Raw genomic sequence first — 26,668 nt, 5'->3', positions numbered from 1 at the left:
GTCAGGAACCCCGGCGGATCCGGCCCGCGTACCGGGCCTCCAGGGCGTCGTTGTGCGCGTCGCCGCCGGCGATGTTGGCCGACAGGTAGACCGGGGGCCGCTCCCCCGCCGCGAGCAGCCGGGCCACCACCTCGACCGTAACCTGCTGCGCGAGCAGGGCCGCCGTGATCGAGGAGACCGCGCCCACCGCGCCGCCGCCGGGCAGCGGCAGGGCCGCATCGCCGTACGGGGCGCCGTTGTCCAGCACCACGTCGGCGAAGTCGGCCAGCTTGCGCCCCGACGGGTGCCGGGAGGCCATCCGCGCCGAGTGCTGCGCCGACGTGACGGCGATCAGCCGGTGCCCCCGCCCGGTCACCAGCGCCGCGAACTCCACGATCGCCCCGTTGACGCCGGAGTTGGAGGCCACCACGAACACGTCGGACGGGTGGACCGGGGCCAGCTCGTAGAGGCGGTGGGCCACCTCCGGGTCCCGCTCCAGCAGCGGGCCCAGGACGTCGGCCGACGCCCCGCCGCGCAGCACCACGTCGCGCAGCGCGATCCGGTTGGTCGGCACCAGGCCACCGGCCCGGCCGGCGATCTCCATGGCGAGGGCCTCGGAGTGGCCCGTGCCGAACGCGTGGACCACCCCGTCGGCGCGCAGCGCGTCGGCGATCAGGTCGGCTGCGCGGCCCACCGCCTCCCGCTGGCTGGCCGACACCCGGCCGATCGTCTCCGTCACCACCGCCAGGTAGTCCTCGGCGCTGACCGTCATGCCTCCTCCGTCCCCCGGCTTTCGTCCGGCGTCTCGCCGGTCCCGTCGGTCCTTGTCCGGCCGCCGGCCACCGTTGCCCGATTGCGGGTCAGCCAGTCCACCGCGAAGTCGACCGCCGCCCGCTGGCGCATCAGCCGCGCCGTCCCGTCGCCGACCGGGCCGACCCGCACCGCGCCGGTCGCCTCCAGCGCCGCCCCGAGCCGGGGGAAGTCGCTCTCGTCGAGCACGACGTCGTCCCACCACGCCCAGCGCCGGCCGCCGTCCGGGGTGCGCACCGCCGCGCCCTCCCGCCGCGTGGGCGGGGCGGGCTGCCGGTATTCGGCCAGATGCAGCGACGTGTTCGAGTCGTGGCCGACACCGAGCAGCAGCACGTCGGCGTCGGCGTCGTAGAGCCGGCCCAGCGGCGAGTCGTCGCCGAGCATGCCGGCCAGCCGGTGCCCGGCCACGACCCGCCCGGCGGCGGGCCCGAGGGCGGCGAAGGAGACCTGCGGGTGGTCGCTGCGCCGGGCCCCCGGCCAGCACCGGACGGTCTCGGCCAGCGCACCCATGAACCGGCTCGGGGTGACCGCCGGGTCGAAGCCGGGCGTCTCGGCCCGGATCACCGGCCACCAGTGCGCCGGCACCGGCGGATTGCGCCACCCGGCCGGGTCGCTGTTCTCCGGCGTGTGGGTGGGCACCACGATCGTGCCCCGCTCGCCGAGCACGTCGCGCAGGGCGAGGGCCACCGCCTGCGCGCCGCCGCAGACGAACCCGAGCGCCTTCAGCCCGGCGTGCACGAGCACGACCGCGCCGGATCGTACCCCCAGGTCGGCAAGCTGCGCGGCGAGCGAGGCGCGGGTGTGCGGCCGGGCGGCCGGCGTCGGCGTCATCGGGCCGTGGCCACGCGGGCCAGGATCGCCTCGGCCAGCGGGCCGGGCGCCTCGTCGGGGATCCAGTGCGACACCCCGGCCAGCGTGACCATGCGGTAGTCGCCGGTGACGTGGGCGGCGCAGGCCCCGGCGGCGGCCCGGCCGACCGCCGTGTCCCGGTCGCTCCACACGTACGTGGTCGGCGTCGGCACCGGCCCGACCGCCGCGAGGTCCTTCCCGGACATCGCGCGATACCAGTTCAGGGCAGCGGTCAGCGCGCCCGGTTCGCGCATCGGGTCGGCGTACCGGGCGACCCGGTCGGCGTCGCCCACGCCGCCGAGCAGCCGGCGCAGGGCGGCGGCCCGGAACGCCAGCAGCACCTTCTCGGCCGTGCCCGGCTTGCGGAACAGCGCGATGTACGACGAGCGGGCCTTCTGCCGGGCGTCGGTGGCCAGCGCGTGCGCCATCGCGGCGGGGTGCGGGACCGACACGGCGGTGAGGGTGCGCACCCGGTCGGGGTGGGCGGCGGCCAGTCCCCAGGCGACGATCGCGCCCCAGTCGTGCCCGACCACGTGGGCCGCGTCGACGCCCAGCGCGTCGAGCACCGCCGCCGCGTCGGCGACCAGCTCCGGAATGCGGTACGCCTCGACGGCCGCCGGCCGGGCACCGGGCGAGTAGCCGCGCTGGTCGAGCGCGTACGTGCGCAGCCCAGCGGCGTGCAGCGCCGGCGTGACCTCGTCCCACTCGCCGCTGTGCTGGGGGAAGCCGTGCAGCAGCAGCACCGGCGCGCCGTCGGCCGGCCCGCCCGTGCGCGCCTCGAACGTCAGCCCTCGCGCGTCGACCCGCATGATCGGCAGCCTACCCAGGGCGGGGCCGCTCACTCGTACTGGTTTCGCGGGGCGGGCACCTCCCGCCAGGACTCCACGGCGAGGTAGGGGATCTCGGCGTCGTTGACCGGGTCCCGCCCGACCCGGTCGCTGTAGCGGCCGGTGACCTCGACCCAGGTGTCGGGCGGCAGCCCGTGTGGCACGTCGCCGGTCATCCCCAGCTTGACGGGGCGGCCGTCGGCGGCGCAGCAGGAGAGCACCATGCGGGCCAGGATCGGCTGCCCGTCGGGGCCCGGCGCGATGAACCCGGTGAGCCGGACCCGCCGCTCGCCGATCGACGCGCCCCGCTCGAACAGCGCCCGCGAGGCGTAGTCGAGGACGGTGACCGGGGCCGGGTCGCCCGGCGGCAGCGGCGGGTAGTCCGACTGCTGCTGGCCGGCGAGCGCGGTGCCGGCCTGGCCCACCGTGTACGAGCCGAGGGCCGGCGGGGCGACCAGCAGCAGCCCGAGCACGGGCAGCAGGAGCAGCCAGCCGACGCGCGGCCCGTGGTGGGCGTGCCCGTGCCCGTCGTCGTCGGCCGGGTGCCCGCCGGGCCCGGCCCCAGGCCCGTCGTCGTCGGCCGGGCGGGCGTCGCCGCGCGGGGCGGGGCGCAGGTCGTACCACAGGGTCATGACCGCGGCGGCGACCAGCACGAGCCCGGCGGCGATCAGGAACGGCCGCAGCCCCTCCTTGACGTAGCGCAGGTAGAGGTCGGTGACGCTGGCCCGGACCACCGCGCCACCGAGCAGCAGCAGGACGACGGCCTGCGCCTGCCGGTTCACAGCAGCACCGCCCCGGCGAGGCTGGCCGCCCCGACGGCGACCACGAACGTCGCCGGGGCGAACCGGAACGCGAACCGCCGGCCGAAGACGCCGGCCTGCATCGAGATCAGCTTGAGATCGACCATCGGCCCGACCACCAGGAAGACGAGGCGGGAGGTGAGGGAGAACTGCGACAGCGACGCCGCGACGAAGGCGTCGGCCTCCGAGCAGATGGACAGCAGCACGGCGAGCACGGCCAGGGCGAGCACCGACAGCACCGGGTTGCCGGCGAGGGTCTGCAGCCAGCGCTCCGGCACCAGCACGTTGATGCTGGCGGCGGCCATCGCGCCGACGACCAGGAAGCCCCCGGCGTGCACGACGTCGTGCCGCACGGCCGCCCAGAAGGCCGCGCCCCGCGACGCGCCGTCGAACTCGGGCCGGCGCGGCAGCCGGATCCAGTCGGCGCGGCCGAGCCGCAGCCAGAGCCACCCCATGACCATGGCGACGACCAGGCTGGCCACCGCCCGGCCGAGCACCATCTCCGGCGCGCCCGGGAAGGCGACGGCGGTGGCGGCGAGCACGACCGGGTTGACCGCCGGGGCGGCGAGCAGGAACGCCAGGGCCGCCGCCGGGGTGACGCCGCGCCGGATCAGCGACCCGGCGATCGGCACCGAGCCGCACTCGCAGCCGGGCAGCACCACCCCGGCGACGCTGGCCACCGGCACCGCGAGGGCCGGGTGCCGGGGCAGCGCCCGGGCCCAGAACGAGCGGGGCACGAAGACCGCGATCACCGCCGAGAGCAGCACCCCGAAGACCAGGAAGGGCACGGCCTGCACCAGCACCGAGACGAAGACCGTCGTCCAGGTCTGCAACCGGGGCGCGGAGAGCGCGTCGGCCAGCGGCGCGCGGAACACGACCAGCAGGACCAGCACCGCGGCCAGCACCTCGACCGAGCCGAGCCGGCCGCCGACCGACCGTCGCGGCCCGCCCGACGCCGCCTCCCCCGCCGGTACGTCCGGCCTGCCCCCGCCGCCCGGCCCCGTCGCCGGGGCCCGCCCGTCGGGGCCGGCGGGCGGCGCGGAGCTGTCGGTCGTCGACGCCACGGTCTGTCTCCCTCGGGGCGGATAGTTCGGCGGCGCGACACTATCGCGCCCAGGGGGCCGGGTCGATGGACTACGCCGAAACGGCGGTATCCGGATGCCGAGGAGGCTCCCCGGTGAGCTGCGCAAAGATCACTTTGCCCGGTGATCTTCCCGGGTGTTAGCGTCGGGGAGACAACTTCACATCCGACAGGGGAGCGCACAGCGCTGAGAGTGCGGGCACCGCCCGCAGACCCTCGAACCTGATCTGGGTAATGCCAGCGCAGGGAGTTCGGTCGACCTCCAGCCGCGTCGACGTCCGGTGCCACCGGACGCGGCGTGCGTCTTCTCCTGGTTCGTCAAGGACTGGGAGCCGCCATGAACCACACCGACAGCAACCGCTGGCGCACGATCGACATCGTGGTCGCCTCGGTGATCGCCGTCGCCTTCGGCGTCATCTTTTGGGCCTGGGGCCTGGTCTGGAGCGCCACCGAGGGGGCGTTCGCGTTCTTCCCGCCCGCGCAGACCCTGCTCTACGGCGTCTGGCTGATGCCGGCCGTGCTCGGCGGCCTGGTGATCCGCAAGCCGGGCGCGGCCCTGTACTGCGAGACCGTCGCCGCCGTGCTGTCCGCCCTGCTGGGCAGCCAGTGGGCCGGCACGGTGATCCCGCAGGGCATCGTCCAGGGCCTCGGCGCGGAGCTGGCGTTCGCCGCGTTCCGCTACCGCTCGTTCCGGCTGCCGACCGCGCTGCTCGCCGGGGCGCTCACCGGCGTCGGCGCCGCTTTGTTCGACTTCTTCGTGTGGAACGCCAAGTACGACCTGACCGGCTACCGCCTCCCGTACGCCCTGCTCACCGTGGTCAGCGCCACGGTCATCGCGGGCGCGGGCGCCTGGTGCCTCCTGCGCGCCCTGCTCACCACGGGCGTCCTGGACCGCTTCCCCGCCGCCCGCGCCCGCACCCCCGTCTAGCGGCGACCGATCCACGTGTTGATCAAGAGGTTTGCGTCAGCCGAGCGGGCTCTCCTGACGCAAACCTCTTGATCACCGAATGCCGGGCGGGAGGGGAGGAGGGGGGCCGGTGGCGGGGCGGGTTTTGTTGCGGGGGTTCGGGTGGCGGCATGCCGGGCGGCGGGCCTGGGCCGTGCGGGGCGTCGACCTGCGCGTCGACGTCGGCGAGCGGGTGCTGCTGCTGGGGCCCTCCGGGGCGGGCAAGAGCACGCTGCTGGCCGCGCTGGCCGGGCTGCTGTCCGCCGACTCGGGCGAACAGGAGGGCACCGTCGAGGTCGACGGCGTCGACCCCCGCGTCGACCGGGACCGGGTCGGCATCGTCTTCCAGGACCCGGAGAGCCAGCTCGTGATGGCCCGCTGCGGCGACGACGTCGCGTTCGGGCTGGAGAACCGGGGCGTGCCCGCCGGTGAGATCTGGCCCCGGGTGGACGAGGCGCTGCGCCGGGTCGGCTTCCCGTACCACCGGGACCGCCCGACCGCCGCCCTCTCCGGCGGCGAACAGCAGCGGCTCGCGCTGGCCGGGGCGCTCGCCCCGCGGCCGGGGCTGCTGCTGCTCGACGAGCCGACCGCCAACCTCGACCCGGCCGGGGCGGCGCTGGTCCGCCGGGCCGTGGCCGACGCCGTCACCGCCGACACCACGCTGGTCCTGGTCGAGCACCGCGTCGCCGAGGCGCTGCCGCTGGTCGACCGGGTGGTGGTGCTGGAGCCGGGCGGCGGGGTGCGCGCCGACGGGCCGCCGGAGGCCGTCTTCGCCGCGCACGGCGACGCGCTCGCCGCCGAGGGGGTCTGGGTGCCCGGCCGGACGGTGCCGCCCCGGCACGCCACCGCGCCCCCCGGCGAGCTGCTGCTCACCGCCGACGGGGCCGCCCTGCCGCCCCGCCTCGCCCCCACCGACCTGGCGGTACGCGCCGGTGAGGCGCTCGCCGTCCTCGGCCCGAACGGGGCGGGCAAGTCCACCCTGGCGCTGCTGCTGGGCGGCCTGCTGCGGCCCGGGGCCGGGCGGGTGGCGGCGACCCGGGAGCTGGCCGGGCGGGACGCCGCGACCGCGCCGCACCGGTGGCGGGCGCCCGCCCTGGCCCGCCGGATCGGGTCGGTCTTCCAGGACCCGGAGCACCAGTTCGTCACCGGCACCGTCTACGACGAGTTGGCCCTCGGGCCGCGCCGCACCGGCCACGGCGAGGCCGCCGTCCGGGCCACCGTCGACGCGCTGCTGGACCGGCTGCGCCTGACGCGGCTGGCGCGCGCCAACCCGTACACCCTCTCGGGTGGGGAGGCGCGGCGGCTGAGCGTGGCGACGGCCCTGGCCACCGCGCCCCGCCTGCTGGTCTGCGACGAGCCCACCTTCGGCCAGGACCGGCGCACCTGGCTGGAGCTGGTGGACCTGTTCGCCGAGCTGCGCGACGGCGGGCACGGCGTCGTCGCCGTCACCCACGACGCGGACTTCGTGGCGGCCCTGGCCGACCGGCGGCTCACCCTGACCCGCGAGGCGACGGCGGTGGCGGCGTGACGGGCACCGGCGCGAGCGGGAGACGGGCGGTGGCGGCGTGATCAGCATCGCGCCGGTGGCCGTGCCCGGCGCCCCGCTGGCCCGGCGCAACCCCGTGGCGAAGGTCGCCGCCGCGCTGGTCTTCTCGTTCGCCCTGCTCGCCACCCTCGACCCGGTGGCGCCGGCCGTCGCCATCGGCGTCGAGCTGGCCGTGCTGCCGCTGTTCGGCATCCGGTACGGGGTGCTCGCCCGCCGGGCCGCCCCGCTGCTGCTCAGCGCCGCCGGCATCGTGGTGACCCTGGTCCTGTTCGCCGCCGAGCGCACCGGCCGGACGCTCGTCGAGGCGGGGCCGGTGACGGTCACCAGCGGGGTGCTGCTGACCGCGCTCGGGCTGGCCCTGCGCATGCTCGCGGTGGCGCTGCCCGGCGTGATCGTCTTCGCCACCACCGACCCGACCGACCTGGCCGACGCGCTGGTGCAGAACGCGAAGGCCCCGGCCCGCTTCGCGATCGGCGCGCTGGCGGCGTTCCGGCTGGTGCCGCTGCTCGGCCAGGAGTGGCAGATGATCAGCATGGCCCGGCGGGCGCGCGGGGTGGACGCCGGCCGCAATCCGGTGGCCCGGCTGCGGCTGTTCGTCTCGACCGCGTTCGCGCTGCTGGTCGGCGCGATCCGGCGGGGCACCCGGCTGGCCGTGGCGATGGACGCCCGGGGCTTCGACGCGGCCACGCCCCGCACGGTGGCCCGGCGGCAGCGGTTCGGCCCCGCCGACGGGCTGCTGGTGGCCGGGGCGGCGGCGCTGGCCGGGGCGGCGCTGGCGGTCAGCGTCGCGCTCGGCACGTTCCGCCCGCTGATCGGCTGAGCCGCAGGTCAGGGCGGCGGCTGCGGTGCGGACGCCACCACACTGTGACACCGCGTCGACCACCGGTCCCGGCCCGGCGGGCGGCGCGATACCGTCGCAGCACTACAGGCGACGCGAGAGGTGGCGGGTACGGATGACGCAACAGGCGACGGCGCAGATCGGCGTGACGGGGCTGGCGGTGATGGGCCGGAACCTGGCCCGCAACCTGGCCCGGAACGGGTTCACGGTGGCGGTGCACAACCGGTCGCCGGAGCGGACCCGCAGCCTGGTCGCCGAGCACGGTGACGAGGGGACGTTCGTGCCGTCCGAGTCCCTGGCGGACTTCGTCGGCTCGCTGGAACGCCCCCGCGCCGTGATCATCATGGTCAAGGCGGGCGCACCGACCGACGCGGTGATCGACGAGCTGGTGCCGCTGCTCGACGAGGGCGACATCATCGTCGACTGCGGCAACGCCCACTTCGCCGACACCCGGCGGCGGGAGGAGGCGCTGCGCGCCAAGGGGCTGCACTTCTCCGGCACCGGCGTCTCCGGCGGCGAGGAGGGCGCGCTGCTCGGGCCCAGCATCATGCCGGGCGGCTCCGCCGAGTCGTACGCGAAGCTCGGCCCGATGTTCGAGAAGATCGCCGCGCAGGTCGACGGCACGTCCTGCTGCCGGCACATCGGCCCCGACGGCGCCGGCCACTTCGTCAAGATGGTGCACAACGGCATCGAGTACGCCGACATGCAGCTCATCGCCGAGGCGTACGACCTGCTGCGGGCGGGGCTGTCGGCGAGCCCGGCGGAGATCGCGGAGATCTTCCGGGAGTGGAACACCGGCGAGCTGGAGTCGTTCCTCATCGAGATCACCGCCGAGGTCCTCGGGCACACCGACGCGGCGACCGGCCGGGCCTTCGTGGACGTGGTGCTCGACCAGGCCGAGCAGAAGGGCACCGGCCGCTGGACGGTGCAGAGCGCGCTCGACCTGGGCATCCCGATCACCGGCATCGCCGAGGCGACGTTCGCCCGGTCGCTGTCCGGGCACGCCGGCCAGCGCGAGGCCGCCCGCCGCGCCTTCGGCGACGCCGGGGAGAAGTGGCAGGTCGAGGACCGCGACACCTTCGTCGAGGACGTGCGGCGCGCGCTGCTGGCCAGCAAGATCGTCGCGTACGCGCAGGGCTTCGACCACATCCGCGCCGGCAGCAGCGAGTACGACTGGGACATCGACCTGGGCGGCACCGCCACGATCTGGCGGGGCGGCTGCATCATCCGGGCCCGCTTCCTGGACCGCATCAAGGAGGCGTACGACGCCGAGCCGGAGCTGCCGTCGCTGCTGGTCGCGCCGTACTTCGCCGAGGCGGTCAGCGCGGGCGTGCCGAGCTGGCGGCGGGTCGTCGTCGACGCGGCGCGGGCCGGGGTGCCGACGCCCGCGTTCTCGTCGTCGCTGGCGTACTTCGACGGGCTGCGCGCCGCGCGGCTGCCCGCCGCGCTGTTGCAGGGGCTGCGGGACAACTTCGGCGCGCACACCTACCGCCGGGTGGACCGGGACGGCTCGTTCCATACCCTGTGGGCCACCGAGGGCCGCTCCGAAGTGGAGGCCTGAGCCGCGACGCCACCGCGCCGGTGCCGCCCCCGGGGTTCGGGGGCGGCACCGGCGCGGCCGGGCCAGCGGAAGCGGCCGGGCCCGCGGAATCGGCCGGGCCAGCGGATGCGGCCGGGTCAGAAGAAGCGGCGGCGGCGCTTCGCCCGCTGCGGGCGCAGCAGGTCGGCGCCCCTGGTGAGCAGCCGGGTCACGCCGGTCGGGCCGCGCCGGGCCTCCAACGTGTGGCTGAGCCGGCGCGCGCCGGCCGCCGCCAGCGGCACGGCGACCGCCATGACCGCCCACTGGGCAACTCGCTTCTGAATCATGTGGGTTCACCTCCGCCGTCGGGTCCGTCGCCGGAGGTGGTACCCCACCGGCCGCGCCGCTAAGCGTCCCTACGGGCCGGTCAGGGCTGCGGGCCGGTCAGGGCTGGGCCGGTCAGGGCTGCGGCGGGGCGACCGGGTTCGGCAGCGCCCCGCCGAACCGGCGGTCCCGCTGGGCGTACAGCTCGCACGCGTACCACAGGTGCCGGCGGTCGAAGTCGGGCCAGAGGGTGTCGAGGAACACCAGCTCCGCGTACGCGGTCTGCCAGAGCAGGAAGTTGGAGATCCGCTCCTCGCCGGACGGACGGAGGAACAGGTCCACGTCGGGGACCTCGGGGTGGTAGAGGTACTTCGCCACGGTCTTCTCGGTGACCTTGCCCGGGTCGAGCCGACCGGCCGCCACGTCGCGGGCGATCGCGGCGGCGGCGTCGGCGATCTCGGCCTGCCCGCCGTAGTTGACGCAGAACTGCAGCGTCAGCGTCGAGTTGCCCCGGGACATCTCCTCCGCGGTCTGCAACTCGGAGATGACGCTCTTCCACAGCCGGCCGGCGCGGCCCGACCAGACGACCCGCACGCCCAGGTCGACGAGCTGGTCGCGGCGGCGGCGGATGACGTCCCGGTTGAAGCCCATCAGGAACCGGACCTCGTCCGGGGAGCGCCGCCAGTTCTCCGTGGAGAACGCGTACGCCGACAGGTAGGGGATGCCCAGCTCGATCGCGCCCTCGACGGTGTCGAAGAGGCTGTGCTCGCCCTGCTCGTGGCCCTTGGTGCGGGGCAGCCCGCGCTCCTTGGCCCACCGGCCGTTGCCGTCCATGACGATCGCGACGTGCTTCGGCAGCGCGTCGGCCGGCAGCGCCGGGGGCCGGGCGCCCGACGGGTGCGGAGTCGGTGGTGCCGGCTCGCGCCGGCCGGCCCTCATCGAACGGATCACTCGATCTTCCCCCTGTCCACGGCGGCGGCACCGCCGGCCGTCGGGCCGCCCCGGTCGACCAGCGGCAGCGAGCGTAGCGCGCGCTCCAGGTGCCACTGCAGGTGCGCCGCGACCAGGCCGCTGCACTCCCGGCGTACGCCGGTCTCGGTGGCGTCGGCGAGCACCCAGTCGCCGGTGGTGAGCGCGGACATCAGGTCGACGGTCGCCGGGGCCGGGTGGGCCGCGCCGGGGGGCCGGCAGTCCGGGCAGACCGCGCCGCCGGCCGGCACGGAGAACGCCCGGTGCCGCCCGGGGGTGCCGCAGACCGCGCAGGCCGTCAGCGCGGGGGCCCACCCGGCGAGGGCCATCCCCCGCAGCAGGTACGCGTCGAGCACCAGCGTGGTGGCGTGCTCGCCCCGGGCGAGCGACTTGAGCGCGCCGAGGGTGAGCTGGAACAGCCGCAGCGACGGCTCCCGCTCGACCGGGGTGAGCCGCTCGGCGGTCTCGGCGATCGCGCTGGCCGCCGTGTAGCGCGGATAGTCGCCGAGGAACCGCTTGCCGTACAGGTCGATCCCCTCGACCTGGCTGACGCTGTGCAGCGAGCTGCCGGTGTTGCCCTTCGGGTCGCCCGCGAGCTGCACGTCGACGTGGCCGAACGGCTCCAGCCGCGCGCCGAACTTGCTGGTGGTGCGGCGGACCCCCCGGGCCACCGCGCGCAGCCGCCCGTGCCGGCGGGTCAGCAGGGTGATGATCCGGTCGGACTCGCCGAGCTTCTGCACGCGCAGGACCACCGCGTCGTCGCGGTAGAGCTGTCGGCGGTACCCGGCCATCCGCTCATTCTCCCCCGGCGTACGGAATCAGGGTCGAATCGGGGTGCCCGGCGGGTGATCCCCGATGCGCGGCGGGGCGGGGCGGCCGTAGCGTGCCGGTCATGGCCTCGCACCGGACCACCCGCACCGCCTCCGCCCGCGTCGTCGCCGTCGGGGCCGCCGCCGCCGTGATCCTCCTCGCCGGGTGCGACAACCTGTCGCTGCGCCGGCTGGACTTCGACGACGTCGAGTCGACGCGGATCACCCGGGTCACCGTGCTGCCGGGTTCGGGCGACGTGACGGTCGTCGGCAGCGGCCCCGCCGGCCAGGTACGGATCAAGCGGGTGCTGCGCTACCACGGCGACCAGCCCGGGGCCCGGTACGAGATCCGGGGCGACGAGCTGGTGCTGGACTCCGACTGCGGCGACCGCTGCTCGATCTCCTACGAGGTGACCGCCCCGGAGGGCGTCGCCGTCAGCGGCGAGACCGGGTCGGGCAACGTCGTGCTGAGCCGGGTCGGCGAGGTGGACGTGCGGCTCGGCTCCGGGAACCTGGAGCTCACCCGGGCGACCGGCCCGGTACGCGCCGAGACCGACTCCGGCAACGTGGAGGTCGACGACGTGCGCGGCCCCGCGACCCTGCGCGCCGGGTCGGGCGACGTCACGGGCAGCCGCCTCGGCGGCCAGGTGGACGCCGAGACCGACTCCGGCGACGTCACCGTCGAACTGGCCGCCCCGGCCTCGGTGCGGGCGCACACCGCCAACGGAGACGTGCAGCTCGTCGTGCCCGCCGGGCGGTACCGGGTGCGCTCGGACGTCGGCTCCGGCGAGGCCGAGCTGGGCATCGTGCCCGACCCGGGCGCGTCGCTGCTGCTCGACGTGGCCGCGGGCAGCGGCAACGTGACGGTCACCGCGCGCTGAGCTTGAGGGTGTGCTCCTCGGGTGCGCGGGGCGCGGGCAGCGCCGCCCGGTCGTAACCGGCCGGCGCGGGACTGACGGGCACGGGGCTGACGCCGGCCGGCACGGGGCGGCCGGCGGCAGCCCCGCGCGCCGGCACGGGGCGAGCGCCGCCGGGGGCGGTCCCTCGGGCCGGCGCGGCGCGAGCGCCGCCCGGAGCGGTCCCTCCGGCCGGCACGGGGCGAGCGCCGCCCGGGAACAGCTCCGGGGGCCGGCGGGCGGCGACGTCCTCCACCCAGCCGACCAGCGCGGTGACCGCGCCGACAAGCGCGAAGACCAGCACCACCCGGATCGCCAGGCCCACCGGGTCCTGATGGGACCAGCCGACCACGTCGACCAGCGGGGTAAGCGCCACCACGAACGGCATGTGCCACAGGTAGACGGTGAGCGCCCGCCGGTTCAGCACCGTCACCGCCCGGGCCGCCACGGCGGAACGGTCCACCCAGGCCGCCGACGCCGGGGCCCGGCCGATCGCCACGAGGATGAACGCCGCCGACCAGAGCGCGTTGCCCAGCGGAATGTCGTTCAGGTCATACCCGCGCGGGCCGGGGTGGGTGACGATCCACGCCGCCCCGGCGACGCCGAGGGCCAGCGCGGCCGGAACCAGCACCCGGTTGGCCGCACGGCGCAACAGGCCGTCGTGGTGGGCGAAGCCGAGCAGCCACGCGCCGAAGTACAGGCCGAACTCCCGCACCACGGTGGGCGCGGCGGGGAACAGTCCGAACTCGATGGTGGCCAGCAGCGCGTACGGGGCGAGCAGGGTGGGCCACGGTGCCCGCCGGAACAGCCACAGCGCGACGGGCGAGGCGAACACGAACCACAGGTAGTCGCGCAGGTACCAGATCACGCTGAGCGCCAGCGCCCCCCAGTAGTTGGCCGGCGGGTCGGCGACCGGGAACGCCCACAGCAGCACCTTCGGCGTCAGCGGCAGCCCGGTGAGCAGCATGGCGGGGACGAAGATCGCGGCCAGCACCCACAGCGACGGCAACAGGCGGCGCAGCCGCCGGCGTACGGCCGACGGGCCGGACCGGTCCAGCGACGCCGCCATCAGCGACCCGGCGAGCGCGAACATCACCGACATGGCCGGGAAGACCAGGGTCAGCGTGGCCCATCCGGTCACGTGGTAGACGACGACGCGGACGATCGCCAGGGCACGGAGCAGGTCCAGGTACCGGTTTCGCATCAGCCGGCTTCCGGTCGGGGGCAGAGGGGGCAACGGCTTCCTACCCTCCGGCCCACCGCCGCGAAACGGCCAGGGCGCCGCCTAGAAAGTGAGAAATGCCATTCTTCTGCCCGGATCGGGAACTACGCCCGCCCAGCGGGCCCGCTTCCCCGCTGGATGGCAGCGGCGGCTCCCCCGTCGATGGCCGAGTTCGTGGGTACGCAGCGAGCCAGCGCAGCCCCTGCCGCAGGACGAGCAGCTCGCGACTCGCGACGACCTGACCACGAGCGTCGAGAGCCGACGGACCTGACCGGCGCTCGATGGAAGAAGCCCACCAGGAATGGCACCCGGCGGCGGCACCTGCGTCGAGGTCGCCGACAATTTCCCCGGCAACGTCCTCGTCCGCGACACCAAGGACCGCGACGGCGACACCCTCACCTTCTCGCCGTCCGCCTGGCGCGGCTTCCTCTCCCTAGGCAAGGCGCACCGCCTGAGCCGCGTCGCGACGGCCCTGCCCACGACGGCCACCCGCGCCGACGACTGGACAGGCGGTGCGGGTCGCGCTCGATCAGGGAAAGTGTGCCCTCCTGCCCCCGGTGAACCCACACTTTCCTGATCGAGCACGATCTCAGAGACCAAGCCGCCCCAAGGCCACCAACCCCCTCGCCAACTCCCCCACCCCGCGCCCCGCCCCGCCCCGCCCCGGTGATCAAGAGGTTTGCGTCATCGCCGAGATCAACTATGACGCTTTTCTCTTGATCACCGACGCGGGGCGGGGGGCGGTGGGGCGGGGGCGGGAACAGGGGGTGGGGTGGGTGGGTTAGAAGCCCAGTTTGCGGAGTTGTTTGGGGTCGCGTTGCCAGTCCTTGGCCACCCGGACGTGCAGGTCCAGGTAGACGCGGGTGCCGAGCAGCTCCTCGATCTGCCGGCGGGCGGTGGTGCCGACCTCCTTGAGCCGGCTGGCCCGGTGGCCGATCACGATGGCCTTCTGGCTGGGCCGCTCGACGTAGACGTCGGCGTAGATCTTCATGAGGTTGCCCTCGGGGATCATCTCCTCCACCACCACGGCAATGGAGTGCGGCAGCTCGTCGCGGACCCCCTCCAGGGCCGCCTCCCGGATCAGCTCGGCGACCAGCACCTGCTCCGGGTCGTCGGTGAGCATGTCGTCCGGGTAGAGCTGCGGCGACTCGGGCAGGTAGCCGGTCATCACGTCGACCAGAGTGTCGAGCTGGTGCCCGGAGACGGCGCTGACCGGCACCACGGCCGCGAACTCGCCCAGCTCGCTGACCGCCAACAACTGCTCGGCCAGCCGCTTCTTGTCCACCAGGTCCGTCTTGGTCACCACCGCCAGCACGGTCGCCTTCAGCTCGGCCAGCTCCCCGGTGATGAACCGGTCGCCCCGGCCGACCGGCTCGTCGGCCGGGATGCACAGGCCGATCACGTCGACCTCGCTCCAGGTGGAGCGGACCAGGTCGTTGAGCCGCTCGCCGAGCAGCGTGCGGGGGCGGTGCAGCCCGGGGGTGTCGACCAGGACGAGCTGGGACTCCGGCCGGTGCAGCACGGCCCGGATGACGTGCCGGGTGGTCTGCGGCTTGTTCGAGGTGATCGCGATCTTCGTGCCGACGATGGCGTTGGTCAGCGTCGACTTGCCGGCGTTCGGACGGCCCACGAAGCAGGCGAACCCCGCCCGGTACGGGCGCGCTCCCCCGCCGCCGACGTCGCCCCCCCGGCCGCCCCGCGCGTCGCCCGCCCGGCCGCCCCGCACGTCGCTCACTCGACCACCGTGCCGAGGACGGCGCCGTCCGGCGCGGCCACGTGGATCGGCGCGTCGGCGGCGAGATCACGGACGGCGGCGTGCCCCGCCCCGTCCAGGGTCGACGCCTCCGTCACCACGACGGCGGCCTCCAGCCGGGTCGCCCCGGCCGCCACGGCGGAGGCCACCGCGAGCTGGAGGGCGGTCAGGGTCAGCGAGGGCAGCGACACGCTCGCCGCCGCGTACGTCCGGCCGTCCTGGTCGCGTACCGCGGCCCCCTCCACGGCGCCCACCCGGCCCCGGGCTCCCCGGGCGAGGATGACCAGCTTGCCGTCCTCGGCGCTCAGCTCGACCGGCGCGGACGGGGTGGGCAGGGCGGCGGGCGCGGCGGGTGACTCAGGCATCGGCGGGTTGCCTCTCCTCGGCTCGGTTCTGGGTGCCCCGGGCCTCGGCGGGCTCGCCGCGCCCGGGGGTGGTGTCGGGGTGGTCGGTCGGCTCGACCCGGCTCACCAGCACGGTGTCGATCCGGTTGCGCCGGCCGGTGGTGCCCTCGGCGACCAGGCGCAGCCCGGCCACCTCGGCCTCCGCGCCGGGGATCGGGACCCGGCCCAGGGCCTGGGCGAGCAGGCCGCCGACCGTCTCGACCTCGTCGGCGGGCAGCTCGACGTCGAACAGCTCGCCGAGGGTCTCGACGGGCAGCCGGGCGGTGACCCGCACCGCGCCGTCCGCCAGCCGCTCGACCGGCGGGCGTTCGACATCGTACTCGTCGGTGATCTCGCCGACGATCTCCTCCAGGATGTCCTCGATCGTGACGAGGCCGCCGGTGCCGCCGTACTCGTCGACGACGATGACCAGGTGGTTGCGCGCGGCCTGCATCTCCGACAGCAGGTCGTCGACCGGCTTGGACTCCGGGACGAACGTCGCCGGGCGCATCAGCTCCGACACCGGCAGCCGGGACGCCGCCGGGTCGCCGCCCTGGGTGCGGCGGATCAGGTCCTTGAGGTAGAGCACGCCGAGCACGTCGTCGACGCTCTCCCCGATCACCGGGATGCGGGAGAAGCCGGAGCGCAGGAACAGGGCCAGGGCCTGGGAGAGGGTCTTGCTCTCCTCGATCCACACCATCTCGGTGCGCGGCACCATCACCTCACGGGCGATGGTGTCGCCGAGCGCGAACACCGAATGGATCATCTGCCGCTCGCCGTGCTCGACGACGCCCCGCTGCTCGGCCAGGTCGACCAGCTCGCGCAGCTCCACCTGGGTGGCGAACGGGCCCTCCCGGAAACCACGCCCCGGGGTGACCGCGTTGCCGATCAGGATCAGCAGCGACGCCAGCGGGTTGAGCGCCCGGCCCAGCCAGCGCACCAGCGGCGCGACGGCCCGGCCGACCGCGTACGCGTGCTGCCGGCCGAGGGTACGCGGGCCGACCCCGACCACCACGAAGCTGATCACGGTCATCGCGCCGGCGGTGACCAGCGCCGCCCGCCAGCCCGCGCCGAACGTGTCGACCGCCACCAGCGCGACCAGCGTGGTGGCGGTCAGCTCGGCCAGCAGCCGCAGCAACAGCAGCAGGTTGAGGTGGCGTACCACGTCGCCGGCGACGGCCTGGAGCGTGCGCGCGCCCCGGGCCCCGTCGCGGGCCAGCTCGGCCGCCCGGGCCGGCGACACGGCGGCCAGCGCGGCCTCGGTCATCGCGATCAGGCCGGCGAGCACCACCAGCCCGGCCGCGAAGACGAGCAGTTGCAGGTCGGGCAGGCCGGCCGCCGCGCCGGCCGCCGACACCTGGACGGGCATCACGCGGACCGGGTCGACCGCCAGCTGGCCAGCAGCCGGGCCTGGAGCTCGAACATCTCCCGCTCCTCCTCCGGCTCGGCGTGGTCGTAGCCGAGCAGGTGCAGCACCCCGTGCACGGTGAGCAGGTGCAGCTCGTCGGCCGAGGAGTGGCCGGCCGTCGCGGCCTGCTTGGCCGCCACCTCCGGGCAGAGCACGATGTCGCCCAGCAGCGCCGGCTCGCCGCCGGCGGTGCTCGACTCGCCCGGCCCGTGGTCGACGCTGCCCTCGTCCATGGGGAAGGCGAGCACGTCGGTCGGGCCGTCGCCGCCCATCCAGCGGTGGTTCAGCTCGGTCATGTAGTCGATGTCGACCAGCAGCACGGACAGCTCGGCGAGGGGGTTGACCCCCATCTCGTCGAGGGCGTGCCGGGCGACGGCGAGCACGGCGTCGGTGTCGACGTCGACACCGGACTCGTTGGCGATCTCGATGGACAACTGGGTTCCCTAGGTCTGACGGCGCCGGCCGGCCCGGCCGCCCTGGGCGGTGCGCCCCGGCACGGCGTGCACGCCCTGCGCCTGCTGGTTCTCCCGCTCGGCGTCCCAGCGGGCGTACGCGTCGACGATCTCCCCGACCAGCCGGTGGCGCACCACGTCGGAGCTGGACAACTGCGCGAAGTGCACGTCCTCCACGTTCTCCAGGATCTCCCGGACCACCCGCAGGCCGCTGGTCGTCCCGCCGGGAAGGTCCACCTGGGTGACGTCGCCGGTGACCACGATCTTGGAACCGAAGCCGAGCCGGGTGAGGAACATCTTCATCTGCTCGGGCGTGGTGTTCTGCGCCTCGTCGAGGATGATGAACGCATCATTCAAGGTACGCCCCCTCATGTATGCCAGGGGCGCGACCTCGATCGTCCCGGCCGCCATCAGCTTCGGGATCGTCTCCGGGTCGAGCATGTCGTGCAGCGCGTCGTAGAGCGGGCGCAGGTAGGGGTCGATCTTCTCGTTGAGCGTGCCGGGCAGGAAGCCCAGCCGCTCCCCCGCCTCGACCGCCGGCCGGGTCAGGATGATCCGGTTGACCTGCTTGGCCTGGAGCGCCTGGACGGCCTTCGCCATCGCCAGGTAGGTCTTGCCGGTGCCGGCGGGGCCGATGCCAAAGACGATGGTGTGCGCGTCGATCGCGTCGACGTACTTCTTCTGCCCGAGCGTCTTGGGGCGGATGGTGCGCCCGCGCCGGGAGAGGATGTTGAGCGTCAGGACCTCGGCGGGCCGCTCGGTGCCGCCCTGTTCCAGCATCCCGACGGTGCGCCGCACGGCGTCAGTGGTCAGGGTCTCGCCTTTCTCGATCAGTTCGAGCAGCTCGCCGAAGAGGCGCTCGGCGATGGCGTTGTCCGCCGGAGCACCGGTGATGGTGATCTCGTTGCCGCGGACGTGCACGTCGCTGTCGACCGAACGCTCGACGAGTCGCAGGATCTCGTCGCCCGCGCCCAGCAGGTTGACCATGATCTTGGAGTCGGGGACGGTGATCCTGGTCTGCACCCGGGGCGGGCCGGGAGGTGGGGTGCCGGTCATGGGTCGGGCCGAGGGGCCCTGCGCACCTGCTCTCGATCTCGGCGCCGAGCCCTGCTGGCGCGGCGGTCGGACGTTACCCCCATCGTATCGTTTCCCGCTCGGCGGCACCTCGCCCATTTCCCCGGGCCGCCGGCCTGGTCGCGCGGCCGGGCGTCAGCGCCGGAAGTCGTACCCGTCGAAGGTCTCCTGCCCCCGGGTGAAGCGGTACGTCGCCCAGTGCAGCCGGACCACCGTCCCGGTCGCGTCCCGGGTCAGCCGCAGCAGCTCGCCGGTCTCCCGCCCGGAGACGGTGCGGAACACGTCCGGCCGGTCCGGCAGCGGGGCGAAGACCGCCGGGGGTTTGCCGGCCGGGTCGCCGACGCCCCGGGCCCGCAGGGTGCCGTCGTGCCAGGTGAAGACGTACGCGAAGCCCTCGCCCCACCAGTGGCCCAGCATGCCGCGCAGGTGCGGCGGGGCCGGCGGGCCCGGCCGCCACGGCGCGACGTCGGCCGGGTCGTGCTCGACGGCGGCGGCGAGCAGCCGGTGCGGCAGGTCGATGACCTCCACGCCGGTCCCGGACGAGCCGAGCACCGCCGCGCCCATCGCGCCGGGGGTGCCGTCGCCGCCCCGGCGGCCGTAGACGGCGGCGAGGAAGCCGGGCATCGCCCCGTCGTGCCCGACGTGCACCACCCGGTCGCCCTGCGGCAGCAGGATCAGCCCCAGCCCGAAGCCGGCGCCCCAGGACGTCTCGTCGGTGACGGTCAGCGGCCAGCGCATCTCGTCGAGCGTCGCCGGGGCGAGCACCGCGCCGGTGGGGTCGAGCGCCGCCGGGTCGGCCAGGAACGCCGCCCAGCGGGCCATGTCGGCGGCGGTGCTCCAGAGCTGGGCGGCCGGGCCGACCGCGCCGAAGTCGGTCGGCGGCTCCGGGTGCGCCTCGTCGGAGTACGCGTCGACGAGGAACCCGGTGGCCGCCGCCGGGCCCGGCCGGTCGGTGGTGGCGGTCAGGCCGAGCGGGGCGAGCACCCGGTCGGCGAGCACCTCGGCCCAGGTGCCGCCGCGCAGCCGGGCGACGAGCTGGCCGAGCACCGCCAGGCCGAGGTTGGAGTAGTGGAAGCGGCGGGCCGGCGGCAGCACCCGCTCGGCGCGGGCCAGGTCGGCCAGCAGCTCGTCCGTCCCGGGGGCGCGCAGGGTGTCCCAGACGTCGCCGTGCGGCTCCCGTTGCAGGCCGGAGGTGTGCGACAGCAGCCGGCGTACGGTCAGCTCGCCGTGCGCGGGCACGTCGAGGTGCGCGCCGACGGGGTCGTCGAGGTCGAGCAGGCCGGCGTCGCGGCACTGCATGACCAGCACGGCGGTGAACGTCTTGGTGACCGAGCCGATCCGGAACGGCGTCTGCGGGCCGAGCGCGGTGTCGTTGCCGGTGCCGCCGGCCTCGCAGGTCCAGAGCGGGCGGTCCGCCCGGTGCAGGGCCGCGGCGACCGCCGGCACCCGCCCCTCGGCCTGGGCCCGCCGCACCATCCGCCCGAGCCGCTCGTCGATTCCACTCACGCCCGCAGTGTAAGGAGGGGTCCCCTGTTAACGCTTTTTGTTGTACAGGGGCCCCCTCCTTACACCCCTCAGCGGCAGAGCATCGGGCCCAGCGGCGCGCCGCCGAGCACGTGCGCGTGCGCGTGGAAGACCTCCTGGCCGCCGTACGCCCCGGTGTTGAACATCAGCCGGAAGCCGTCGCCGAGCAGCCCCTCGTCCTCGGCCACGGCGGCGGCCGTGGCCAGCAGCTCGCCGGCGAGCGCCGGGTCGCCCTGGCCGAGGGTCGCCACGTCGGCGTAGTGCTCCTTCGGGATGACCAGCACGTGCACCGGGGCCTTCGGGTCGATGTCGCGGAAGGCGAGGGTGGTGTCGGTCTCCCGGACGACGGTGGCCGGGATCTCCCCGGCGACGATGCGGCAGAACAGGCAGTCGGATCCCATCGGGGCATGGTAAGTCGTGCCGGACGGCGGCGGCATGACGGCCGCGTGACTTCGCGGGCGGCGCTGGCGACGGGGGCATCGCGGGGCATCGGGCGCGCGCTGGCGGACCGGTTCGCGGCTGGCGGAAACCGGGTGGCGGTCCACTGGCTGGCGTCGGCGGCGGAGTGGGCCTCCGGCACGATCGTCGACCTCGACGGCGCGTCCTACCTGCGCGCCTGACCCGGCCGGGGGGTCACCAGCGGGACAGGCGGGTGGCCAGGACGCAGAGGGCGGCGACGCCCGCCGTGGAGGTGCGCAGCACGTGCGGGCCGAGGCGCACGGGGCGGGCGCCGGCCCCGGTGAACGCGGTCACCTCCGCGTCGGTGATGCCGCCCTCCGGGCCGACGACCAGCACGATCTCGCCCGCGTCGGGCAGCTCGGCGGCGGTCAGCGGCTCCTGCGCCTCCTCGTGCAGGACGAACGCGGCGGCGGCGCGCGCGATCCGGCGGGCTACCGTGGCCGTGGACTCGTCGGGGGCGCCGGCCACCACCGGCAGCCACGCCCGGCGGGCCTGCTTCGCCGCCTCCCGCGCGGTCGCCGCCCACTTCTCCCGGGCCCGTACGCCCCGGTCGCCGCGCCACTGCGCCACCGAGCGGGACGCCGCCCAGGGCACGATCTCGTCGACCCCGACCTCGGTCATCGCCTGCACGGCCAGCTCGCCCCGGTCGCCCTTGGCGATGCCCTGCGCCACGACGAGCCGGGGGACGGGCGCGTCGACGTGCCCCCGGGCGGTGACCCGCAGGTCGAGGGCGCCCCGGCCGACGGCGGTGACCACGGCGGCGGCCGTGCCGCCCCGGCCGTCGGCCAGCAGCAGCTCCTCGCCGGCGCGCAGCCGCTGGACGGTGGCCGCGTGGTGCCCCTCCGGGCCGCCGAGGGTCAGCGTGTCGCCGGTGGGCAGCGCGTCGACCAGGAACAGCGGCGCCGACACCTCAGGCGTGCCCGTTGAAGGCGTCGCGCATCCGGGAGAAGAAGCCGCCCTGCTTGCTCAGCTCGGCGACCTCCTCGCCCCGGGTCTTGGCGAAGTCGCGCAGCATCTTCTCCTGGTCGGCGTCGAGCTTGGTCGGGGTCCGCACGTCGAGGTGGACGTAGAGGTCGCCCCGGCCGGTGCCGCGCAGGTGCGGCACGCCCCGGGCGCGCAGCCGCAGGGTGCTGCCCGGCTGGGTGCCGGCCTTGACGTCGACCGTCTCCTCGCTGTCGAGGGTCTTGATGGTCAGCCGGGTGCCGAGCGCGGCGGCGGTCATCGGGACGGTGACCCGGCAGTGCAGGTCGTCGCCCTTGCGGGAGTAGACGTCGTGCGGGCGCTCGTGGATCTCGACGTAGAGGTCGCCGGCGGTGCCGCCGCCCGGGCCAACCTCGCCCTGCTGGGCGAGCCGGATGCGCATGCCGTCCTCGACCCCGGCGGGGATCTTGACGGTCAGCGAGCGGCGGGTGCGCACCCGCCCGTCGCCGGTGCAGGTCGGGCAGGGGTGCGGGATGGTGGTGCCGTAACCCTGGCAGACCGTGCACGGCCGGGCGGAGACCACCTGGCCGAGGAAGGTGCGCTGCACCGACTGGACCTCGCCCCGGCCGCCGCACGCCTCGCAGGTGGCCAGGTGGGTGCCGGCCGCCGTGCCCGCCCCGGAGCAGGTGGTGCAGAGCACCGCCGTGTCGACGGTGATCGGGGCCTCGACGCCGAACGCCGTCTCGTGCAGGTCCAGCTCCAGGCGCAGGATCGCGTCCGCGCCGGGCCGGGTGCGCGGGCGCGGGCCCCGGGAGCCGCCGGCCGCGCCGCCGAAGAAGGCGTCCATGATGTCCTGGAAGCCGACGAACGGGCCGGCCCCGCCGGGCCCGCCCGGGCCGCCCATGCCACCGCCACCGGGGGCGAGGGGGTCGCCGCCGAGGTCGACGAGCTGCCGTTTCCGGTCGTCCGAGAGGACCTCGTATGCGGCGTTGATGTCCTTGAACTTCTCCTGTGCCTCCGGGTCCGGATTGACGTCCGGGTGGAACTGCCGCGCCAGCTTGCGGTAGGCGCGCTTGATCTCGTCGTCGGAGGCCTCCCGGCTCACGCCGAGGATGCCGTAGTAGTCCCTGGCCACTGCGTCCCGTGTCCTCATGTTCTTGTCGCGTTGCGCCGGTCGTCGGCCGGAGCCGGCCGTCGGCCCTGACTGGTCAGTTCTGGGCCAGCAGCTCGCCCACGTAGCGTGCCACGGCCCGCACCGTGGCGATGGTGCCGGGGTAGTCCATCCGGGTGGGGCCGACCACGCCCAGTCCGCCGAGCGCGGTCGCCCCCGGGCCGTAGCCGGTGCTGACCACCGAGGCGGCCCGCAGGTTGTCGATCTCGTTCTCGTCGCCGATCAGCACGCGGGTGGTGGTCGACTCGGCCTCGCCGATCAGCTTGAGCATCACCACCTCCTCCTCCAGCGCCTCCAGGATGGGCCGCAGGGACCCTTGGAAGTCGAGCAGGCCGCCCCGGGTCAGGTTGGCGGTGCCGGCGAGCGCGATGCGCTCCTCGTGCCGCTCGACCAGCGTCTCCAGCAGCACCGTGGAGAGCGTGGTCATGGTGCCGCGCAGGTGCGGGCTCGACTCCTCGACCAGCGCCTGCACCAGCGGCGGGGTCTCCGACAGCCGGCTGCCGACGAGCTTCTCGTTGACCAGCCGGCGCAGGTCGGTGACGTCGTCGGCGCTGACCGGCGCGGGCAGCTCGACCAGCCGCTGCTCGACCCGGCCGGTGTCGGCGATCATCACCAGCATCAGCCGGGTGGTGGAGATCGGCACCAGCTCCAGGTGCCGCACCGAGGAGCGGGCCAGCGAGGGATATTGCACCACGGCGACCTGCCGGGTGAGCTGCGCCAGCAGCCGCACCGTGCGGTGCACCACGTCGTCGAGGTCGACCGCGCCGACCAGGAAGCGCTCGATCGCCCGCCGCTCGGCCGGGCTGAGCGGCTTGACCCGGGACAGCCGGTCGACGAAGAGGCGGTAGCCCCGGTCGGTGGGGACCCGGCCGGCGCTGGTGTGCGGCTGCCGGATGTATCCCTCCTCCTCCAGCACCGCCATGTCGTTGCGCACCGTCGCCGGGGAGACGCCGAGCTGGTGCCGCTCGACCAGCGCCTTGCTGCCGACCGGCTCCTGGGTGGCGACGTAGTCCTCGACGATCGCGCGGAGCACGGCGAGCTTGCGGTCGTCCAGACCCACCCTGCCACCTCCTGTCGCACGTCGGGCCCGGCGGCGCGGCGGCACCGCAGGTCGGCGCTCCGCCGGTGCGTCGACGCCTGGCACTCGACTGTAACGAGTGCCAGTCTACGTCGACTGCCCCGCGATGGGTAAGATCAACGACGGACCACGGGTGCGGCCAGCGCCGCGCGGGCGCCCCGACGGGCGCGGGCCGGCCGGCCCGCCGCCGCCCGGGGCGGGCCGCCACCTGCGCACCCTGACCGGACATCCGCCACGCTGGGCCGGTGTCGCTCTGGTGCCCGCTTGCCCGCAACCCCTACCGTGACGTGCATGACTGAACCACCTCGCCCTCCCGGATCGGGCGACCCCGGCGGCTACCCGCCGGAGCCGAACCCGTCGGCACCGTACGGCTCGCCGGGGCACGAGCCCCCCACCGCACCACTGTCCGGGGCACCCGGGGCCGGCGGCTATCCCCCGCCCGGTGGCTATCCGCCGCCCACCGGTGACCAGCCGCCGTCGGCCGGCTACCCGCCACCCGGTGGCGGCTTCCCCCCGCCCGGTGGCGGATATCCGACGGGCGGCGCGTACGGCGCGCCCTCCGGCGGCTACGCCAACAACGAGGACAAGACCTGGGTCCTGGTCGCCCACTTCGGCGGCGCGGCGGGGATGTTCCTCGGCGGCGGCGTGCTCGGCTGGCTCGCGCCGCTGATCGCCCTGCTCGCCCGGGGCAACCAGTCGCCGACGGTCCGCGCCCACGCGGTGGCGGCGCTCAACTTCCAGCTCCTCTGGTCGGTCATCGCCCTGATCGGCTGGATCCTCACCTGCATCCTGGTGGGGCTCCTGATCGGCTTCGGCGCCATGATCGTCGGCATCATCTTCGGCATCGTGGCCGGCATCAAGGCCAACGAGGGCAGCCCCTACCGCTACCCGATGACCGTCAACCTGATCAAGTGAACCCCGACCGGCCGCTCCCCCGGCCGGTCGGGGCCACCCCCGTCAGGGCAGCAGGTCGCGCACGACCGCGTCGGCCAGCAGCCGGCCGCGCAGGGTGAGCACGGCCCGGCCGGCCGCGTACCCGGCCGGGTCGAGCAGGCCGTCGGCCAGGGCCCGCCGGGCGCCGGCGCGGCCCGCGTCGTCCAGCACGGCCAGCGGCAGCCCCGAGGCGAGCCGCAGCCGCAGCATCACGTCCTCCGTGTGCGCCTCGTCGGGCGTGAGCACCTCCCGGGCCAGGCCGGGCGACTCCCCCGCCGCGAGGCGCTTCGCGTAGGCGGCCGGGTGCTTGACGTTCCACCAGCGCACCCCGCCGACGTGGCTGTGCGCCCCCGGCCCGAGGCCCCACCAGTCGCCGCCGGTCCAGTACAACAGGTTGTGCCGGCAGCGCGCGGCCGGCGTGCGGGCCCAGTTGGACACCTCGTACCAGGAGAAGCCGGCCGCGCCGAGGGCGGCCTCCGCGGCCAGGTAGCGGTCCGCCGCCACGTCGTCGGAGGGGTACGCCAGCTCGCCGCGCCGCATCCGCGCGGCCAGCCGGGTGCCGTCCTCCACGATCAGGGCGTACGCGCTGACGTGGTCCACCCCGGCGGCCACCACCTGCGCCAGGGACGCGGCGAAGTCGTCGGCGCTCTCCCCCGGCGTACCGTAGATCAAATCGAGGTTGACGTGGTCGAACCCGGCGTCGCGGGCCTCCCGGGCGGCCTCGGTGGCCCGGCCGGCGCGGTGCCGGCGGTCGAGGATCGCCAGCACCCCCGGCGCGGCCGACTGCATGCCCAGCGAGATCCGGGTGTAACCGGCGGCCCGCAGGGTCTTCAGCGACTCCGGCGTCACCGACTCGGGGTTGGCCTCGGTGGTCACCTCCGCGTCGGCGGCCAGCCCCCAGGCGCGGTCGATGCCGTCGAGGATCCGGGCCAGGTCGTCGGCGGGCAGCAGGGTGGGGGTGCCGCCGCCGACAAACACGGTATCGACCCGAGGCGGCGGGGCGTCGCCGAGCACCCGGGCGGCCAACGCCAGCTCGGCGAGCACCGTGTCGGCGTACCCCTCGCGGCTCGCCCCGCCGCCCAGCTCGTCGGCGGTGTAGGTGTTGAAGTCGCAGTAACCGCAGCGGCTGGCGCAGAACGGCACGTGCACGTACACGCCGAAGCCGCGCGCGCCGACGGCGCGGGTCGCGGTGGCGGGCAGCGAGCCGTCGGCCGGGACGGGCTCGCCTTCTGGAAGGACGCCGGGCATGGCCACTAGTGTGCCCGGCATGACCTCTGCCGCCGCGCTCGTGCGGGTCGCCACGGCCCGTGGGGTGACCACCCTCACCCTGGACAGCCCGCACAACCGCAACGCGCTCTCCACGCCGCTGATGACCGAGCTGCTGGCCGGGCTGGCCGCCGCCGTGGCCGACGACGCGGTCCGGGTGGTGGTGCTCGACCACGCCGGCCCGGTCTTCTGCTCGGGCGCCGACCTGAAGGAGACCGCCGCCGCGTACGCCAGCGGGACGGTCCCGGCCGGGATGCTCGGCGACGTGCTCGCGGCGGTCTGGGAGTGCCCGAAGCCGGTGCTAACCCGGGTCGCCGGGCCGGCGCGGGCCGGCGGGCTGGGCCTGATCGCGGCGGCCGACCTGGCGTTCTGCGCGCAGGAGGCGACGTTCGCGTTCACCGAGGTGCGGATCGGGGTCATCCCGGCGGTGATCTCGGCGACCGTGCTGCCCCGGCTGACGCCCCGGGCCGCCGCCGAGCTGTACCTCACCGGCGACGCCTTCGACGGGCGGCGGGCCGCCGAGATCGGGCTGGTCACCGCGGCGGTGCCGGCGGACGCGCTGGACGCGGCGGTGGCGCGGGCCTGCGCCTCGCTGGTGCGGGGGGCGCCGAACGCGCTGGCCGGGGCGAAGGAGCTGCTGCGCCGCCCGCCGGCGGCCGACCTGCGGGCCGGGGTCGCGGAGCTGGCCGCCCTGTCGACCGGCTACTTCCTGTCCGACGAGGGGCGCGAGGGCGTGCTCGCGTTCCGCGAGAGGCGCGACGCGAGCTGGGTGCCGACGGACTGACCGGGTGCCGGGCCCGCCGGTTTCCGGGCCCGGGCGCGGGGAAGCCG

28 protein-coding genes, 1 pseudogene and 1 riboswitch are annotated in these 26,668 nt (G+C 75.3%); of the genes and pseudogenes, 9 read left to right on the top strand and 20 right to left on the bottom strand.

The genetic code is table 11. The annotated features are described in order from the left end of the window. Position 1: 1 nt before the first annotated feature. Genes ACFYWL_RS27400 through ACFYWL_RS27380 form a run of 5 tightly spaced genes read right to left on the bottom strand, consistent with a single transcriptional unit; the run spans position 2 to position 4,329 of the window. On the bottom strand, positions 2 to 751 hold the full coding sequence (locus ACFYWL_RS27400; protein ID WP_386978318.1) for a sugar isomerase domain-containing protein: 750 nt from the start codon (positions 749 to 751) through the stop codon (positions 2 to 4). Continuing rightward, positions 748 to 1,620: an aminoglycoside N(3)-acetyltransferase gene (locus ACFYWL_RS27395; RefSeq protein ID WP_386978315.1), complete on the bottom strand. Its 873-nt coding sequence runs from the start codon at positions 1,618 to 1,620 to the stop codon at positions 748 to 750. The genes ACFYWL_RS27400 and ACFYWL_RS27395 overlap by 4 nt, the downstream gene beginning before the upstream one ends. Continuing rightward, the gene (locus ACFYWL_RS27390) at positions 1,617 to 2,447 is read right to left on the bottom strand and encodes an alpha/beta fold hydrolase (RefSeq protein ID WP_386978312.1); all 831 of its coding nucleotides are present in this window, start codon (positions 2,445 to 2,447) and stop codon (positions 1,617 to 1,619) included. Before ACFYWL_RS27390 ends, ACFYWL_RS27395 begins: the two co-directional genes overlap by 4 nt. Positions 2,448 to 2,476: 29 nt before the next feature. After that, complete coding sequence (locus tag ACFYWL_RS27385) at positions 2,477 to 3,247, bottom strand: TIGR03943 family putative permease subunit (protein ID WP_386978309.1); 771 nt, start codon at positions 3,245 to 3,247, stop codon at positions 2,477 to 2,479. Then, positions 3,244 to 4,329 (bottom strand): permease, encoded by a 1,086-nt coding sequence (locus tag ACFYWL_RS27380; RefSeq protein WP_386978306.1) that lies wholly within the window; start codon positions 4,327 to 4,329, stop codon positions 3,244 to 3,246. The genes ACFYWL_RS27385 and ACFYWL_RS27380 overlap by 4 nt, the downstream gene beginning before the upstream one ends. Positions 4,330 to 4,507: 178 nt before the next feature. Next, a riboswitch (TPP riboswitch) is annotated at positions 4,508 to 4,613 on the top strand. 70 nt (positions 4,614 to 4,683) lie between these two features. On the opposite strand from ACFYWL_RS27380, the gene ACFYWL_RS27375 reads away from it, so the two are divergent. The 4 genes from ACFYWL_RS27375 to gndA all read left to right on the top strand — a co-directional run bounded on the left by ACFYWL_RS27375 (position 4,684) and on the right by gndA (position 9,237). Continuing rightward, a complete protein-coding gene (locus ACFYWL_RS27375; RefSeq protein ID WP_386978303.1) occupies positions 4,684 to 5,274 on the top strand; it encodes an ECF transporter S component in 591 nt (196 codons plus the stop codon). Positions 5,275 to 5,383: 109 nt separating this feature from the next. Beyond that, entirely contained in the window at positions 5,384 to 6,820 is a 1,437-nt protein-coding gene (locus ACFYWL_RS27370) for an ABC transporter ATP-binding protein (RefSeq protein WP_386978300.1), read from the top strand. A gap of 37 nt (positions 6,821 to 6,857) precedes the next feature. Beyond that, positions 6,858 to 7,658 carry an energy-coupling factor transporter transmembrane component T family protein gene (locus ACFYWL_RS27365; RefSeq protein ID WP_386978297.1) on the top strand — a complete coding sequence of 267 codons (801 nt, stop codon included), beginning with the start codon at positions 6,858 to 6,860 and terminating at the stop codon, positions 7,656 to 7,658. 133 nt (positions 7,659 to 7,791) lie between these two features. Further along, entirely contained in the window at positions 7,792 to 9,237 is a 1,446-nt protein-coding gene (gene gndA / locus ACFYWL_RS27360) for an NADP-dependent phosphogluconate dehydrogenase (RefSeq protein WP_386978294.1), read from the top strand. 116 nt (positions 9,238 to 9,353) lie between these two features. On the opposite strand, the gene ACFYWL_RS27355 is transcribed toward gndA, so the two are convergent. The 3 genes from ACFYWL_RS27355 to recO all read right to left on the bottom strand — a co-directional run bounded on the left by ACFYWL_RS27355 (position 9,354) and on the right by recO (position 11,279). Then, positions 9,354 to 9,542: a hypothetical protein gene (locus ACFYWL_RS27355; RefSeq protein ID WP_386978291.1), complete on the bottom strand. Its 189-nt coding sequence runs from the start codon at positions 9,540 to 9,542 to the stop codon at positions 9,354 to 9,356. Between the two features lie 112 nt (positions 9,543 to 9,654). Then, positions 9,655 to 10,458, bottom strand: coding sequence for an isoprenyl transferase (locus tag ACFYWL_RS27350; protein ID WP_386978384.1), 804 nt, complete (start codon positions 10,456 to 10,458; stop codon positions 9,655 to 9,657). An 8-nt stretch (positions 10,459 to 10,466) separates the two neighbouring features. Next, on the bottom strand, positions 10,467 to 11,279 hold the full coding sequence (gene recO / locus ACFYWL_RS27345) for a DNA repair protein RecO (protein WP_386978288.1): 813 nt from the start codon (positions 11,277 to 11,279) through the stop codon (positions 10,467 to 10,469). Between the two features lie 101 nt (positions 11,280 to 11,380). Between recO and ACFYWL_RS27340 the strand changes: the two genes are divergently transcribed. After that, positions 11,381 to 12,178 carry a DUF4097 domain-containing protein gene (locus tag ACFYWL_RS27340; protein ID WP_386978285.1) on the top strand — a complete coding sequence of 266 codons (798 nt, stop codon included), beginning with the start codon at positions 11,381 to 11,383 and terminating at the stop codon, positions 12,176 to 12,178. Here the strand turns inward: ACFYWL_RS27340 and ACFYWL_RS27335 are convergent. Beyond that, positions 12,165 to 13,397: an acyltransferase family protein gene (locus tag ACFYWL_RS27335; protein WP_386978282.1), complete on the bottom strand. Its 1,233-nt coding sequence runs from the start codon at positions 13,395 to 13,397 to the stop codon at positions 12,165 to 12,167. The genes ACFYWL_RS27340 and ACFYWL_RS27335 overlap by 14 nt on opposite strands. Positions 13,398 to 13,682: 285 nt before the next feature. Between ACFYWL_RS27335 and ACFYWL_RS27330 the strand changes: the two are divergent. Next, positions 13,683 to 13,863: pseudogene (locus ACFYWL_RS27330) on the top strand (DUF397 domain-containing protein); the annotation flags it as partial. A gap of 333 nt (positions 13,864 to 14,196) precedes the next feature. Here the strand turns inward: ACFYWL_RS27330 and era are convergent. From era to ACFYWL_RS27295, 7 genes are all read right to left on the bottom strand, one after another. Beyond that, on the bottom strand, positions 14,197 to 15,150 hold the full coding sequence (era, locus tag ACFYWL_RS27325; RefSeq protein ID WP_386978279.1) for a GTPase Era: 954 nt from the start codon (positions 15,148 to 15,150) through the stop codon (positions 14,197 to 14,199). Then, on the bottom strand, positions 15,147 to 15,533 hold the full coding sequence (locus tag ACFYWL_RS27320) for a cytidine deaminase (protein WP_074474584.1): 387 nt from the start codon (positions 15,531 to 15,533) through the stop codon (positions 15,147 to 15,149). The genes era and ACFYWL_RS27320 overlap by 4 nt, the downstream gene beginning before the upstream one ends. After that, positions 15,526 to 16,944: a hemolysin family protein gene (locus tag ACFYWL_RS27315; protein ID WP_386978381.1), complete on the bottom strand. Its 1,419-nt coding sequence runs from the start codon at positions 16,942 to 16,944 to the stop codon at positions 15,526 to 15,528. Before ACFYWL_RS27315 ends, ACFYWL_RS27320 begins: the two co-directional genes overlap by 8 nt. Further along, on the bottom strand, positions 16,920 to 17,393 hold the full coding sequence (gene ybeY / locus ACFYWL_RS27310) for an rRNA maturation RNase YbeY (protein ID WP_386978276.1): 474 nt from the start codon (positions 17,391 to 17,393) through the stop codon (positions 16,920 to 16,922). The genes ACFYWL_RS27315 and ybeY overlap by 25 nt, the downstream gene beginning before the upstream one ends. A gap of 9 nt (positions 17,394 to 17,402) precedes the next feature. Continuing rightward, entirely contained in the window at positions 17,403 to 18,467 is a 1,065-nt protein-coding gene (locus ACFYWL_RS27305; RefSeq protein WP_386978272.1) for a PhoH family protein, read from the bottom strand. Positions 18,468 to 18,620: 153 nt separating this feature from the next. Next, positions 18,621 to 19,961: a serine hydrolase domain-containing protein gene (locus ACFYWL_RS27300; RefSeq protein ID WP_386978378.1), complete on the bottom strand. Its 1,341-nt coding sequence runs from the start codon at positions 19,959 to 19,961 to the stop codon at positions 18,621 to 18,623. 98 nt (positions 19,962 to 20,059) lie between these two features. Continuing rightward, positions 20,060 to 20,410, bottom strand: a complete 351-nt coding sequence (locus ACFYWL_RS27295) for a histidine triad nucleotide-binding protein (protein WP_386978269.1) — start codon at positions 20,408 to 20,410, stop codon at positions 20,060 to 20,062. A gap of 45 nt (positions 20,411 to 20,455) precedes the next feature. Between ACFYWL_RS27295 and ACFYWL_RS27290 the strand changes: the two genes are divergently transcribed. Beyond that, a complete protein-coding gene (locus tag ACFYWL_RS27290; protein WP_386978266.1) occupies positions 20,456 to 20,629 on the top strand; it encodes a hypothetical protein in 174 nt (57 codons plus the stop codon). 13 nt (positions 20,630 to 20,642) lie between these two features. Here ACFYWL_RS27290 and ACFYWL_RS27285 read toward each other — a convergent pair whose 3' ends face one another. From ACFYWL_RS27285 to hrcA, 3 genes are all read right to left on the bottom strand, one after another. Further along, positions 20,643 to 21,377, bottom strand: coding sequence for a 16S rRNA (uracil(1498)-N(3))-methyltransferase (locus tag ACFYWL_RS27285; RefSeq protein WP_386978263.1), 735 nt, complete (start codon positions 21,375 to 21,377; stop codon positions 20,643 to 20,645). 1 nt (position 21,378) lies between these two features. Further along, positions 21,379 to 22,524 carry a molecular chaperone DnaJ gene (gene dnaJ, locus ACFYWL_RS27280; RefSeq protein WP_386978375.1) on the bottom strand — a complete coding sequence of 382 codons (1,146 nt, stop codon included), beginning with the start codon at positions 22,522 to 22,524 and terminating at the stop codon, positions 21,379 to 21,381. A gap of 73 nt (positions 22,525 to 22,597) precedes the next feature. Further along, positions 22,598 to 23,620, bottom strand: coding sequence for a heat-inducible transcriptional repressor HrcA (gene hrcA / locus ACFYWL_RS27275; RefSeq protein ID WP_043966779.1), 1,023 nt, complete (start codon positions 23,618 to 23,620; stop codon positions 22,598 to 22,600). Between the two features lie 309 nt (positions 23,621 to 23,929). Here hrcA and ACFYWL_RS27270 point away from each other — a divergent pair, with 309 nt between their 5' ends. Further along, on the top strand, positions 23,930 to 24,553 hold the full coding sequence (locus tag ACFYWL_RS27270) for a DUF4870 domain-containing protein (RefSeq protein ID WP_077938738.1): 624 nt from the start codon (positions 23,930 to 23,932) through the stop codon (positions 24,551 to 24,553). Positions 24,554 to 24,595: 42 nt separating this feature from the next. On the opposite strand, the gene hemW is transcribed toward ACFYWL_RS27270, so the two are convergent. Continuing rightward, on the bottom strand, positions 24,596 to 25,819 hold the full coding sequence (gene hemW, locus ACFYWL_RS27265) for a radical SAM family heme chaperone HemW (protein ID WP_386978258.1): 1,224 nt from the start codon (positions 25,817 to 25,819) through the stop codon (positions 24,596 to 24,598). A gap of 19 nt (positions 25,820 to 25,838) precedes the next feature. Between hemW and ACFYWL_RS27260 the strand changes: the two genes are divergently transcribed. After that, positions 25,839 to 26,621, top strand: coding sequence for an enoyl-CoA hydratase-related protein (locus ACFYWL_RS27260; RefSeq protein ID WP_386978372.1), 783 nt, complete (start codon positions 25,839 to 25,841; stop codon positions 26,619 to 26,621). Positions 26,622 to 26,668 lie beyond the last annotated feature (47 nt).

Source organism: Micromonospora sp. NPDC002575 (assembly GCF_042889525.1).
Lineage (GTDB): Bacteria > Actinomycetota > Actinomycetes > Mycobacteriales > Micromonosporaceae > Micromonospora > Micromonospora carbonacea.
This window is presented reverse-complemented; position numbering and strand designations above follow the sequence as displayed.